Source organism: Nocardia sp. PLKS1-43, assembly GCF_059510335.1.
The window spans coordinates 1,672,209-1,685,604 of record NZ_JCAJZQ010000001.1; the positions used below are offsets into that span (position 1 = coordinate 1,672,209).

Below are 13,396 nucleotides of genomic sequence, written 5' to 3' on the forward strand. Positions count from 1 at the left end.
GCTCCCGAGTCGATGCTTCGTGCGAGGCTGGCCTTCGCCCCACATTCTGCCCGCTGCTCGAGGCTCACGCGCGGCAAAAGTCGAGCACCACAACCTCCACACTCGACCCGGCGACGGATCCCGGCTCGCTTCCCTCGGCACCGACCACGACTTCCGGACCATCGGCGGCGATGTCGAACCATCGATCAGTGCGTCGCCGTCACAGGTGCGGGCGTCTCGGGCAACCTCATCGCTGGGCGCGCAAAACACACAGTGTCAGCGCATGGTGTACACACAGCACATCGCCGGTGCCGGTGGCGACCACGAGGTCGCGGCCCCCATCGGGAGACACCGCCACCGCCGCGAGGGGGCCGCCGGTCGCACGGTGCGGGCACCGTGGGATCGACGCGAACGAGGTTGTCCGCGGCGGTGGCGACATACAGGCAACCCTCGGCGCCCTGACGATCGTCGGGCAGCGCAGGCCCACGACCGTGGCCGGGCGGGCAGGTACGTTGATCGCGACGCACAGGACCTACTCGCGGGAGCCCAGGTAGCCGGCGGCGCGGGCCGGATCGCCGTCGATGACCGAGCAGCACAGATCAGGCGCGCGTCCGCGCCCGGGAGACGCTGCGCGGACCTCAGTTACAGGAACCCGTGGCGGCCTTACGGATACCCGCGACCGCATCGGTCTGCTGCTGCTTGGTCAGCGCACTCCAGCCCGGACCCGACTCGAACTGCGAGATGATCTTCTCCGGATCCTTGGCCGCGGCAGGCACGCTCGAGTTCGAGAAGATCGGCTGCATCGCCTTGCACTCCTTCTGGTAGATCGCGGAAGAGGTGTCGGCACCGCCGCTATCAGACTGCGCCGCAGACGATTTGGAGGAACCGCCACAGCCCGCGAGGAGGACGGCGGATGCCAGAACCGCGAGCGGCAGACCGGCGCGCTTCACCAGCGATGTCATATGTGGAAAACCCAATCTCGAACCAGGAGCGGCCGATCCCCTCCCGTCCGCGGAAAGGTACCGCATTCCCACCCGCGAGAGGAGAACACCGAATGACACAACACAACGATCCCGCCCACGGCGAATAACTGCGCGACGTCCGGGTATGCCGACCCGAACGCTCCACCTCGGCGGATCGGCGCAGGAGCCGAGCACCGCCGCCCGTGTTTCGCCCACCTCGCCGCGCCGCCGACCCGGGAGACAGAACGATGACATCCATCTGGACGATCGAGACGCCGACTGCCGCCCGCCGAGCCGTGCCTCCCGGTTCGCGGTACGAGGTCCTCGTCGTGGGCGGTGGACTCACCGGCCTGGTCACCGCGTTGCTGCTGGCCGAGAGCGGAGTCGAATGCGCGGTGCTGGAAGGCCGCCGCATCGGCGCCGGAACCACCGGCGCGACCACCGCCAAAATCAGTGTGCTGCAAGGCATTCGGGGACAGCAGATCCGCCACCGCCACCCCGAGCAGCTGCTGCGCTCCTACCTGGACGCCAATCACTCTGCCCACCGATGGCTCAACCGGTTCTGTGCGAGTGCGGACGTGGCCGTTCAGCACACCGACGCGTACACCTACGCCGGGTCCGAGCGCGAACTCGCCGCTGTGCGAAGGGAATACGATGTGCTGCGTTCGGCGGGCCTGCCGGTGGAGCTCGTCGACGAGATCGATGCGCCGTTCCCGGTCGCGGGAGCGGTGCGGCTCGGCGATCAGTCGCAGGTGAACCCGATGTCCCTGCTGACCGCGCTCGCCGCCGCGTGCGAAGCCAAGGGCGTGCCCCTCTACGAATCCAGTCCCGTCCGGACGGTGAACTCCGGGGAGGCGGGCGAGCAGATCGTCGAGACCGGGCACGGTCCGGTCCGGGCGGGGGCCGTCGTCCTGGCCACCGGCACGCCGATTCTGGATCGCGGCGGCTTCTTCGCCCGCATGGTGCCACAACGCTCCTATCTCACCGCGTACCGCGTCAGCGAATCGAGTTCGCAAGGCATGTACATCAACGCCGGGCAGCCCACCCGCTCGATACGCTGGGTACCCGACGCCGACGGTCGGATTCTGCTGGTCGGCGGTAACGGGCACGTGGTCGGTCGAAAGGACCGCACCGACGAGGCCGTCGCCGACCTGATCGCCTGGACCACGCGATGGTTCCCCGATGCCGAACCGCTGGCCGGCTGGTCCGCGCAGGATTACCACCCCGCCGGCGAACTGCCCTTCGCCGGCCCACTGCTGCCGGGCCGCGACGACATCCTGGTCGGCACCGGCTACGCCAAATGGGGCCTCACCAACGGCGTCGCCGCCGCGCACCTGCTCGCCGGCCACCTCACCGGCGACACCCCCGAGTGGTCGCACGCCTTCGCCACCTGGCGACCGTCCGACTGGAAAACGCTGCCGGCCACCCTCCGCGCGAATGTCGGTGTCGCTCAGCAATTCTCAGCGGGCTGGCTCGGCGCCACCCGAACCTCGCCGGACCCGGCGCCACCACAGGAGGGAACCGGCCGCGTCGAACGTCATTTGCCGCGCCCGGCCGCCACCTGCACCGTCGAGGGCACGACCACGACCGTGTCCGCGGTCTGCCCGCACCTCGCGGGCATCGTGCGCTGGAACCCCGCGGAAAGATCGTGGGACTGCCCGCTGCACGGTTCCCGGTTCGCCGCCGACGGCTCGCTGCTGGAAGGCCCCGCGACCCATTCTCTGGCCCAGCTCGCCCCCGCGACGACCGCGCAAGACCCGCGACCGGGCCGATGAGCACGGCAGTTCGCGCTGCGCCGTGCGCAAACGCCGGCAGCTCGAATCACGCGCTCGCCCCGGCAGCGGCGACGGGCGATGGCAGAAAACCGACGTCGACGAGGTACTCGATGTGGCGGTCGATGAGTTCGGCGCTCATCGGCGCACACCTGATCGGGGTGCCGGCCAGAGCATGTGCGGTATTGCTGTCGTCGAAACGCACCTCGCCGACCGAGCGTTGCACGGGGATGGCCGCGGCGCGGGCGAGCCCCTGATCGGTGGGCGCCACACTGGTCAACCGGGCGGCCAGATCTGCCAGAGGCATCGTGGTCAGCGGGAATCCGTTGGCGCGCAACCTTTCCCACACCAGCGTCAGCGCAGCGGTGGAGTGATTCGTCAGATGGTAGGTGCGGCCCGTGCCACCGTGGGTGGCCAGGTGAACGATCGCGGCCGCCACATAATCCGCCGGAACCAGGGAGAATTCGGCGGACTCCGGCATTACCGCACCGAGCATCACCGCCGCGCGCACCAGGATCCAGAAGGCGTCGTCGGTGCTCACCGCTCCGGTCATCGCGCCGCCGCAGACGCGATCGGGCCGATGAACGGCGACCGGAAGTCCCCGCTCACCCGCTTGCGCGACCAACTCCTCCGCCGCCCACTTGGTCAGCACATAACCATTGCCGCGCACTTCGGCCGATGTCGGGCGGGCCGACTCGAGAACCGGGACGGCCGGGGGTCGTTCGCAGGCCGCGGCGACCGACAGCGCCGACACGAAGTGGACCGGTATTCCGCCGCCGGCCGCGAGTTCGAGCACCTGGCGCGTCCCTTCCACGTTCGCGCCGCGCAGCCGGGAATAGGGCTCGACGTGATTGACTTTGGCGGCGTTGTGCACGATGACGTCCGACCTGCACAATGCCCGGTATTCCCGCGCCAGAAGGCCGAATCCGGGCTCGGACACATCACCGGCGAACGGCAGGATCCGCTGGCTGTGCCGCGGGTCCCACAGCCTGTATCGGCACAGGGCGGATACGATCCGGTCGAGCGCCTCGGCGTGTCCGCGCGCCCGGACCAGGCAGTAGATCCTCGCGTCCGTCCGAGCGAGGAACTCGTGCAGCAGGTAGGCGCCCAGGAAACCCGTCCCGCCGGTCAACAGGACCCGTTGCGGCGGGGTGTGCACCGCCCCGGTGGGTGGCCGGATCGAGACCGACCGGTTCCACCGCACGTCGGCAGTCAAACCAGGCGGAAGCGGCGAGACGTTCTGCCGACCGCACTCTCCAGGCATGAGTCCTCCCGGATTCTTGTAGCTACGGCCTTCGACCGCTCAGTTCCCGAATAGTCCTTATTCAATAATTTGGAGGATGGTATCCCGGTTTATCCCGGACCGCACGGTATCGACCGATCACCTCCGCGCGTTTACCCGGTTGTCTTTCCGCTGGTCAGCTGGGTTTCACAGGGCGGCAACGACACTGGCCGGCGACCGGCGCCGTTCGTGTCACAGTTACGCCAATGTCCGTGCCGGCCAAATCGCTACCCGGGGGTGACTGTCCACGAGCGGTTTCCTGAGCCCGCGATCCGGGCGCGCTCGGTTCGGCCACCGAGAGCACCGCTCGCTATATCACCGCCGGTCCGGGCTCGGCACCGGTTCGGTGCAACGCCGATCGCGACCTGTGGACGGGGCCGCTCATACCGAGGCCCCCGTCACGATCCGCCTCCTCGGACTTGCCGTTGCATCGATCGTGGCGAACTTCCTTCGGCTACCACACAACCGTGGCGGTAGATCAACGAAGTATCTTGCCGACTGGAACTTCTTGTGCGGGAATAGATCTCGCGCATTTTCGAACACCGGCACGCCGGATCCGCCTTACACCAGTTGGTCACCTCAGCGGCCATCGGCTGTCAATCAGCCTCTCCCACAACAGGAATGACAGCCGGAGGCCGGGCAGGTCGGCGACTACCCACAACCCAGCCAGGTCGAAATCCGCATCGCGGATCCCGGCTCAAAGAGGAGGCGCCTGCGGCGGATAGGGCGTGCCGGGGGTAGCCGGATTCGAGTGCTGGGGCGGCCCCTGCGGCGGATACGGCACGCCGTGCGGAGCCGAATTCGAGTGCTGGGGCGGCCCCTGCGGCGGATACGGCACGCCGTAGGCAGCCGAATTCGGGTATTGGGGCGGCCCCTGGGGCGGATACTGCGTCCCGTAGAGAGCTGGATTCGGGTACTGCGCAGGCCCCGGCGATGAATATGGGACGCCGTGCGGAGCCGAGCGGACCGGGCGTTCAGCCGAGGCGATTGCGCTCACCGCACTGACGATCAGCGCGACGAGCAAGAACGGGACCGCCGCCAGCCACACCGAACGAAAACTGGCCACGTCCGAGATCAACTGGCCGATGGCGGGTGCGATCACCGCGGCGAGCACGCCGAGCGCCGCCACCACCGCGGCCGCGACACCTCGCCGACCGTTGAGCCGGAGCACCAGCGCCGTCACCACTCCGGCGGTCGCCCCCGCGCCGAGCCCGCCGAGCACGCGCCCCGACAGCAGCATGCCGCTGCCGGCGGCGAGCGCGGTCACCACGGCGCCGATGAGCATGACGCCGATCGCGGGCAGGGTCACCGCTGCCGGGAATCGCGCACCGATCGCAAAGCCGAGTCCCACGGCGGGTATCGCCGCGACCAGATATGCGACGACGCAGGTAAGCAGCACCGCCCGGCTGGACATGTGGAATTCCAACTGGATCAACGACTTTCCGTCGATCCGGTACACCGCGGTCAGCATGGCCAGGCCGATGATCGCGGCGAATCCGGGCCCGATCAGCATCCCCGCTGCCCGGCCGCCATTCGGCCGGGCCTCGGTCCGCTGTGGCGGCATCACGTACATATGCTCACCGTAGCTTCCGTTCTCTCGCCACCGGACCACCCCGCCGTGAACCGGGTCACGAAACCGATTGCGGCTGTTGGGATTTCTCCGACAGGGTGAAACCTTCGTAGTTGTCGGCGGCGACCTGATCGCATTTTTCGCGATACGCTCCGACGCCGCCGATGTACGCGTACATCACCCTCGGCTTGCCGGGCACGTTCGATCCCACATACCAGGAGTCCACCTTCGGATAGAGCGTCATATCGCCGGCCTCGCCGACGTGCCGAGTCCATTCCTGCTCCGCGTCGACCTCGGCCTCCATGGCCGTGAGGCCCTTGGACCGCATCATCTCGATCGCGTCCGCCACCCAGTCGACGTGCTGCTCGATGGACACCATCATGTTCGACAGGACCGAAGGGCTGCCCGGGCCCGTGAGGGTGAACAGATTCGGAAAGCCGGCCACGGCCAGACCCAGGTAGGTGACGGGCCCGGCGGCCCACTTCTCCCGCAGCGACGCGCCACCCCGGCCGCGGATGTCGATCGCGGCCAGCGCACCGGTCATCGCGTCGTATCCGGTGGCATAGATGATGTCGTCGAACTCGAAACTCTCCCGTGTCGTCTCGAGTCCGGACTCGGTGACCGCGGTGAGCGGGGTCGCGCGAACATCCACCAGCCGGACATTGGGACGATTGAAGGTCTCGTAGTAGTCGGTTCCCAGGACCGGGCGCTTGACGCCGAACAGGCCCGCGGGCTGAAGTAGCCGGGCGACAGCCGGATCCGCCACGATCTCGGCGATTCGGTCGCGGATGAACTGGGCGGCGGTCTCGTTGGCGGCCTCGTCGGCGAGCAGGTCCGTGAATCCGACCAGCATGCTGACCAGTTCGCTGTCCTTGTCCTCCCATACCCTGCGGTAGAAGGCATTTCGCTCTTCTTCGCTCACCTCGAGCGCCCCCTTGGTGGCTTCGGGTTGGGCGATGCCGAAGCCCGATTCCCGGTTGGCCTTGCGCACTTCGCGATAGCGCGACTTGATCCCGCGCTGGAATTCGGGATCGATCGGGTGATTGCCGGCGGGAAGCACATAGTTCGCGGTCCGCTGGAACACGGTGAGCTGCTCGGCCGCTTCGGCGATCAGCGGAATCACCTGCACCCCAGAGGAACCGGTGCCGATCACCGCGACCCGCCGCCCGGTGAAGTCCACCTCCTGCTCGGGCCAGTTGCCGGTGTGGAAACTACGGCCCCGGAACGTCTCGATGCCCGGAACTTCCACCATCTTCGGCACCGACAGACAACCTGTCGCCATGATCGCGAACCGCGCCGAGACGACCTCGCCCCGATCGGTCGTGATCCGCCACCGCGCGGCGGACTCGTCGTAGACCGCAGCGGTGACCCGGGTCCGCAACTGCACGTCCTTACGCAGATCGAAACGATCCGCGACGTGGTTGATGTAGCGGAGCAACTCCGGCTGCGGCGGCAACTTCTCCGTCCACTCCCACTCCTGCTCGAGCTCGGGGTCGAACGAGTAGTTGTAATACATGCTCTTCACGTCGACGCGTGCGCCCGGGTAGCGGTTCCAGTACCACGTCCCGCCGAGTCCGCCGCCCGCTTCGTACACCTGGACCGAGAGCCCGAGTTCACGCAGCCTGTGCAGCATGTGGAGCCCGGCGAATCCGGCTCCGACGACGACCGCATCGATCTCGCGAGCCTGCCGGCCGGTCGAGAATGCGGTGTGCTCCGAGGTCATTGTCATCGTGGGACCTGCCTTTCGATGAGTCGCCGTGGGACGCCCGGACAGCACCTGGTCGAGGAAGGCCGGGCGTGAGGTGGTGGCCGGATGTGGTGGACGCCGACGCCGCAGGAGTTCTCGCCCCCTCCCTCATGTCGCTGCGGCTCGGTTGATGTCACGAACTGCGCGGCGCGCGGATGAGCCCGCCGAACTCGAGTTTGCCAGACCGGTACCGATTGCAGATTAGCGGAACATCCTTGCGCGCGTTCGCTGTTCCGCACGGCGACCGCGAAGCCGACTGCCGGACAGCCCGAACGCGAGCGGGTCGAGCGCATGTCGTTGCAGGAATAGGACCCGCCGCTGCCCTCACCACGACAGCCGCTGCACGACAGCCGAATCCGCCGGCCGCTCCGATGCCACCGGATCACCGCGGACCCGCCCGCACTTCATTCCGAGCAACTCTCACAGCGCCGGATCAGGTTCATCTCCAGCGACTTCGCCGACGATGTCGAACGCCGCCGGACATACCGAGCGACGCGGGACCACGTCGCGCGTTCTCGGCGATTCGTCTACGGCAGGCCGGAACCGGCTGTGCGACAGAAATTTCGGCTCACGCCGTTACTCGCCCTGGCTCATCGCGAGTCGCCCGAAGGCCCCGAGGACACCGGGCAGCACGACGTGGCTTCCACCCCGTCACCCGGTGGCGCTGACGGTGGCGAATGCCGCCCACAGCAGCGGGGAATCGCGTACCGAGCGCTCCTCGCGCCAGGCGGCGAGGCGCTCGCGTTGCCATCGCATGAGCGCCGCGACGGGGTTGGGCTGTTCATGGGCGGTGTCGATGGCGCAGATGGTCTCCTGCAGCGGTCGCGAGTCGGCGTCCACGCCCGCGAACCGCTGGTAGGCGAGGTCGGTCGGCAGCGCCCAGCGGCCGACCGTCACCAGTTCGGCGCCGCCGTTGATCATGGCGGCCAGCAGGCCGAGCGTCTCGCCGAAATGCAGGTCCCCGCCGCTCTCGCAGGCGATCAGCGCCACGCGGCTCGGGATCGGCCACAGTTCGGGGCCGGTCCGTGGTTCGCCGTCGAGGGTGTGGGTTCCCAGGATGAGATCCTTCGCCGACAGCGGCCTGTGGGTGCGCTCCGGCGCGGCGAAGCCGACGGCGCCGGCCGTGCAGGCGAGGTGCAGGCGGGCGTTCTCGCTGCGCCCGGACTCCGGCTCCGCCGCGGTCACATGGCCGACGTAGAGCAGCCGGGAGGCCCCGGCCCGCAGCGCCGCACCCAGCCAGGCCCGATCCTGGTCCTCGCGGCGAAAGACCTCGACCGGATCCGATACCGCCGGTCGCAGGCGATCACGGGTGAGATATCGGGCGATATGCTCGGCGAGCGGCGCGTGCGCCGGCATTCGTCCCAGCACCGAACCGAGGCCCGAATCGGCACGGAATCCCGGGACGCGCGGGTCCAGCACGGCCACGACCGGCAGGTGCCGGGACTGCGCCCACGATCGCGCGGTGCGTCCTGGCGCATGCACCAGGCCGGTCGGTGCGAGCTGGCTGATATCGGCGATGTCGAGCAGGCGCAGGCCGGGATCCGGCGCCAGCAGTTCCCACGGGATCTGCGCCGTCCGGGGTGCGGGTTGCAGCCTGATGTGCGGTCGCACGCCACGGATGTACAGGTCGTACAGCTGTGCGGCGAGGCCGTACGGGAGCAGCGTTCGCGACAACGCCTGGGCGAGATCATGTTCGGCGTCGTAGTCGGCGAATGCCCCTGCGGTCAGGGCATATTCGATCCGCTCCGCGGAAGGGTCGGGCAGTGCCGCGCGCACGTCGGCGACGGCCTGGTTCACCTGCGCCTCGGGTATCGCCGCCACCCCCGCGCTCGCGCTGTGGTCCCGCCAGCGCCAGGAAACATAGTGATCGCCGGCGTCGGCCATGCGGACCAGCACCGTGGGCTGGTGTGAGCCGGTCACAGGGGCAGCACCCGGTCGTCGCGGATGCGGCGCCCGTACCGGCGTTCGGCCTCGGCGATGTAGTCGTCCAAGACGATGCGGCCACCGGGTTCGGACCGCAGGCGTGGCGGCGCGGCGATGGCGATCCCCTCCCCCGCCGCGACCTCGGCCAAGGCGGCGGCCATGGTCAGAGTGCCGCTGAGCGCGTCGGGCGGTTCCTGTGGTTCCAGCGTCGTCCAGCGGCGCGCCGGGTCTTCGGGTGGCTGTTCGGTGAGTCGCACCGGGGCCCCCGCGCATCGGGTTTCGATGAGATCGGAGACGAGCCGGGCATCGCCGCGGAGGTAGGCGAGCCGGAACGCGGTCCGCATGGCGGGTTCGGCGAGTTCGCGGTTCCAGCGATGGCGTTGTTCGCCACTCGGAAAGGTGTGGCGCACGGCGTCGATCGCCAGCGCGGACAGGACCGCGAGCCGTAGTGCCTCGGCGAGCGTGTGCGGGTCGGACCGGGCGTCGGTGAGCGTCGATTCCAGCAGCCGCGCATGCCAGAAATCGACCTGTGCGCAGTGCAATCCGAGGCCGTGCTCGGCGAAGACCCGAAACGACTCCCCGAGCAGCCGGGCTGCCTCGTCGTGGCGGCCCAGCGAAAAGGCCGCTGTCGCAACGCGAAGGCGTGCCTCGGCGGCCTCCAGCACCGCCGCGGAGGCGATGAACTGGGTGAGGCTGCGCCGGTACAGCTGGTACGCCTGCGCATTCTCGCCGCGCATCTCGGCGGCGAAACCCTGTGCCTTCAGCCCGATCCCGGCTCGCGGACCCAGCCCGTTGCGTTCGAAATACGTCTGGCTCGCGGTCAGCAGCGGCTCCGCCTCCTGCGGACGCCCCGATCTGATGTGCATGAGCGCGAGGTTCTGCTGAGTCTCGGCGACACCGTTGTGGTCCCGGGCCGTTGCGAAGGCATCCAGCGCCTGCTGCGCGAAGTCCAGAGCCAATTCACCGCGCCCGGTCTCGAAGTAGGCCGCGGCCAGATTCATCAGCGGATGCCCGGCCAGTTGCGGGGCGAAACGCCTTGCCGCATCGAGGGATTCGGTCGCCAGTTCGATGGAGTGCACCCATTGCCGGCGATGAATCGCCACCGCGGTGCACGACAGCAGGCAGGACACCCGCAGCATGCCGTGTTCGGGATCGTCCGTGAGCAGCGATCGGGCCTGGGTCAGCGCGGCCTGCGCCTGGTCGAGATCGCCCAGGTGCTGCAGTGCCTGTGACATGTTGAGCAGGGCGGTGGGCCGCATCGCGCCGGCGTCGGCGGGCATCTCGGCCAGTGCGCTCCGGAACCAGCTCACCGCGCGACGGTGCTCACCCAGTTCGTCGGCCATACTCGCCGCATTGACCATGGCCGCCAACCGCATTCGGCCCGAGCCGCCCCGGGCCGCATCCTCGAAGATCCGCAGGGCCCCGGCCGCATCGCCACCTCGATAGGCCGCGGCACCGGCCTGCAACAGATCGCGGCCAGCGCGATCAATGGCGGCGGCCTGCGGGTTCGTCGCGGACTCGGCGACTTCGTCCATCTCAGGGCTTCCCGGTTCCGACGGCATCGCCCGGCGAAGCACGCCACGGTCTCGACACAGCAGGTGTACCGAACTCGCTTCTCGTCGTTGCGGGGGACGCGTGCCCGGAATCCGCGCACGCACGCCGCCGGTTTCCGGCCGCGGGCACGCGGGAAATACAGGTACACCGTGGCGCCTTCGGTTCGCGACCACGACCCCATAGGCCAGGCGGGCGCGAGGACGGCGGAATTTCCGTTGTGCTGCAACACATATCAGAAGTCCGTATCGGTGGCAGCGGCCGCGATCTCGGCCAGCAGTGTGGTGTCGTCCGGTGTCGTGCCCGCGTCGCGCAGCCGGGCCGCGGCGAATTCCCTGAGCTGTGGGCGGGTTCGCGCATCGCCCGGATCGACGGTTTCGCCGGCGCCGACGCCGGGCACATGTACGTCCACTGTCACTGCGGATTCCCACCCATCCGGAGCGGGCGCCGACCCGGTCCAGACGTCACCGGACAAGGTCAGCTCGGCCACGACGGTTCCGGCGGCACCGCGGACCTCGGCCCGAGGCCACAAGTGCGGCGGCACGCTGGAACCCGAGCCGGGCGCCGCCACGGCGGACACCTGAAACACCGTCGCGCCCGGTCGCCGTCCGACCTCCCAGGACAACGCTCGTTCCGAGGCGTCGACAATGCCGGGCGGGCACCTGCGCCAGTCCCAACCGCCGACGCCGCGGGCCAGGATCAGCGCATCGCTGGCTGTGCCGGCCGCCGAACCCGCCGCGAGCGCGTAATCATCGGCGCGATCTGTCCGGGGCACGAGATCTTCGGCGCGGTCCGCGCCGGGCCGAGACGCGAGGTCGTCGTCCGTGCTCGCGGCGAGCGCGTCCGCGCCGTCGACGAGAAGGTCGCATTCGCTGGTGAGGGTCGCGATGTCGATTTCGATCAGCCGCTCGTCGAGCGGGGGTATGCCGTCCAGAGTGGACGCCGGCCACCACCGCGCCACCCAGTGCGCATAGCCGAGTTTGCGCGCACGCGCGACCAGTTCGGGTAAGGCGGGTTCGGGCACGAATGTCGTTGGCGCGCCGTCGAAATCGGCCACAGCCAGCGCGATCTGCGCGCCGTACACCGCCCAGATCCACTCCTGCGCGGCATCCGCGTCGTCGATGACCGCCGCCGGAAACGACTGCCCGGCGAGCACGCTCCACGCGAGATGTCCGCCGCGCACCTCCAGCACCGCGGTATCCAGTGGTGCGGCGCCCTCGCCCAGCACCGGCGCGGTCTCGGGGCCGGCGAACAGCGTGCCCGCGGGGCCGCCGCGCACTATGATCAGGTCGGTCATCAGCTCACCCTCGATTCGGCCGAATCCGGTGCGGCCCCCGCGGAATTCGTGCTGAGCGCCTGCTTGACCCGCATCCGGTGATCGAGCATCACCGATCTGGCCACTCCGTCGAGCACATCCCAGAGCTCGGCTCCGTCCCCCAGCGCGAGCTCGCGGACGTCGCGGCCGTGCAGCCGGACCCACAACCGGCGCAGATAGGGCCGCCAGGGTGTGCGCAGGTCGGCGGCGACGGCTGCCAACGGGCCGTCGATCTCCTCCGATGTCCGCACCGCGAACCGGCGGGCCTGCAGCACGTACGCCTCCCGCCGCCAGCGCCCGTTGATCACCCGCTGCGCGGCCGTATCGGTCATCGGATCCGCGCCGAGCGGCCGCAGCCCCACAGCCAGGACCGCCCCCGCCGCGGCGGCCAGCCGCAGTGACTCGTCGAGCAGCGCCCAGGGGGCACAGCTGCGCGCGATCTCCGCCGCTACCAATTCGGGAACGGTCGGCAGATCGGCCCGATCGAGGTCGGCCTGCAGGACGGTGAACACCCGCTCGTAGATCGAGCGATCGAACGGTTTGGGCAGGGTCGCCGTGGACGCGGTCGAGCCCAACGGCGGCGGTGCGGGCGCCGGATAGTCGGTCAGTCCGAGATGCTGTGCACTGGGCGAGGTTTCGGCGAACCACAACCGAATCCCGGCACGGGTTCCGGCGTGCCCGGCCAGCAGCTCGCCGAGCGCGGCCCGCCCGCCGTCGCGCAGGGGCCGCCCCCGTGCGGTGGCACAGGCATCCAGCAGCGCGGTGAGTTGTGCCGCGCGGTCCGTGCGGGCGCCGTCGTGCAACGGCCTGCGCAGCCACGCCACCCGGATCAGGTCGGTCAGCTCACGGGCGCGCTCCGGCCCGGTCAGATACTCCCGCAACGCCCGGGTGGTGCGCCCGGCCGCGAACCCGTGCAGCTCCAGCAGCGTCGCTTCGGCGATCTCGCCGTGCCGGGACCGATCCGGCGCACCGATCGTGGTCGCGAGTTCGAAACAACGCTGGAAGTACAGGTCCTGCGGATTGCCGTCGGTGATCCGCAGCCTCCGCCGGACCTGCTTGAGCAGGGTGAACCACTCGGCGGTGGCCCGCAGCACCGGCGCCGCCGCATGCACCAGGGCGACCACTCGAGCCGCGCCCTCGTCGGTGACGATCGGACCGGCACACGATGGATTCCGGACCGGGCGGATCACCAGCGGGTCCAGGATCAGCTTGATGGTGCGGCGCAACGGGCCGCCGTGGGGGCCGCTGAGCGCCTCGACGCCGTCCAGCGCACACCAGGCCTCGTGCAGCACCAT

At 69.4% G+C, this 13,396-nt stretch carries 9 protein-coding genes; 1 reads left to right on the forward strand and 8 read right to left on the reverse strand.

Annotated features, from left to right (window positions below):
* Positions 1-617 precede the first annotated feature (617 nt).
* Entirely contained in the window at positions 618-941 is a 324-nt protein-coding gene (locus AC5WS7_RS07920; protein ID WP_495953649.1) for a hypothetical protein, read from the reverse strand.
* 248 nt (positions 942-1,189) lie between these two features.
* Here AC5WS7_RS07920 and AC5WS7_RS07925 point away from each other — a divergent pair, with 248 nt between their 5' ends.
* On the forward strand, positions 1,190-2,716 hold the full coding sequence (locus AC5WS7_RS07925; RefSeq protein ID WP_495953650.1) for an FAD-dependent oxidoreductase: 1,527 nt from the start codon (positions 1,190-1,192) through the stop codon (positions 2,714-2,716).
* Between the two features lie 46 nt (positions 2,717-2,762).
* Here the strand turns inward: AC5WS7_RS07925 and AC5WS7_RS07930 are convergent, their stop codons facing one another.
* From AC5WS7_RS07930 to AC5WS7_RS07960, 7 genes are all read right to left on the reverse strand, one after another.
* On the reverse strand, positions 2,763-3,917 hold the full coding sequence (locus AC5WS7_RS07930; protein ID WP_495953651.1) for an SDR family oxidoreductase: 1,155 nt from the start codon (positions 3,915-3,917) through the stop codon (positions 2,763-2,765).
* A 775-nt stretch (positions 3,918-4,692) separates the two neighbouring features.
* Positions 4,693-5,568, reverse strand: coding sequence for an MFS transporter (locus AC5WS7_RS07935; RefSeq protein WP_495953652.1), 876 nt, complete (start codon positions 5,566-5,568; stop codon positions 4,693-4,695).
* A 55-nt stretch (positions 5,569-5,623) separates the two neighbouring features.
* Complete coding sequence (locus tag AC5WS7_RS07940) at positions 5,624-7,288, reverse strand: flavin-containing monooxygenase (RefSeq protein WP_495953783.1); 1,665 nt, start codon at positions 7,286-7,288, stop codon at positions 5,624-5,626.
* Positions 7,289-7,963: 675 nt separating this feature from the next.
* Positions 7,964-9,196 (reverse strand): CHAT domain-containing protein, encoded by a 1,233-nt coding sequence (locus AC5WS7_RS07945; RefSeq protein WP_495953784.1) that lies wholly within the window; start codon positions 9,194-9,196, stop codon positions 7,964-7,966.
* A 32-nt stretch (positions 9,197-9,228) separates the two neighbouring features.
* Positions 9,229-10,770: a tetratricopeptide repeat protein gene (locus tag AC5WS7_RS07950; protein WP_495953653.1), complete on the reverse strand. Its 1,542-nt coding sequence runs from the start codon at positions 10,768-10,770 to the stop codon at positions 9,229-9,231.
* Positions 10,771-11,021: 251 nt separating this feature from the next.
* Positions 11,022-12,083, reverse strand: a complete 1,062-nt coding sequence (locus AC5WS7_RS07955; protein ID WP_495953654.1) for a hypothetical protein — start codon at positions 12,081-12,083, stop codon at positions 11,022-11,024.
* Positions 12,083-13,396, reverse strand: coding sequence for a hypothetical protein (locus tag AC5WS7_RS07960; RefSeq protein ID WP_495953785.1), 1,314 nt, complete (start codon positions 13,394-13,396; stop codon positions 12,083-12,085). The genes AC5WS7_RS07955 and AC5WS7_RS07960 overlap by 1 nt, the downstream gene beginning before the upstream one ends.

Excerpts from the sequence above, each read along its gene's own strand:
- AC5WS7_RS07935 (WP_495953652.1), bottom strand. The coding sequence starts at position 5,568 with ATGTACGTGATGCCGCCACAGCGGACCGAGGCCCGGCCGAATGGCGGC.
- AC5WS7_RS07925 (WP_495953650.1), top strand. The coding sequence starts at position 1,190 with ATGACATCCATCTGGACGATCGAGACGCCGACTGCCGCCCGCCGAGCC.
- AC5WS7_RS07950 (WP_495953653.1), bottom strand. The coding sequence starts at position 10,770 with ATGGACGAAGTCGCCGAGTCCGCGACGAACCCGCAGGCCGCCGCCATT.
- AC5WS7_RS07945 (WP_495953784.1), bottom strand. The coding sequence starts at position 9,196 with ATGGCCGACGCCGGCGATCACTATGTTTCCTGGCGCTGGCGGGACCAC.
- AC5WS7_RS07940 (WP_495953783.1), bottom strand. The coding sequence starts at position 7,288 with ATGACCTCGGAGCACACCGCATTCTCGACCGGCCGGCAGGCTCGCGAG.
- AC5WS7_RS07920 (WP_495953649.1), bottom strand. The coding sequence starts at position 941 with ATGACATCGCTGGTGAAGCGCGCCGGTCTGCCGCTCGCGGTTCTGGCA.
- AC5WS7_RS07960 (WP_495953785.1), bottom strand. The coding sequence starts at position 13,396 with ATGGTGCTGCACGAGGCCTGGTGTGCGCTGGACGGCGTCGAGGCGCTC.
- AC5WS7_RS07955 (WP_495953654.1), bottom strand. The coding sequence starts at position 12,083 with ATGACCGACCTGATCATAGTGCGCGGCGGCCCCGCGGGCACGCTGTTC.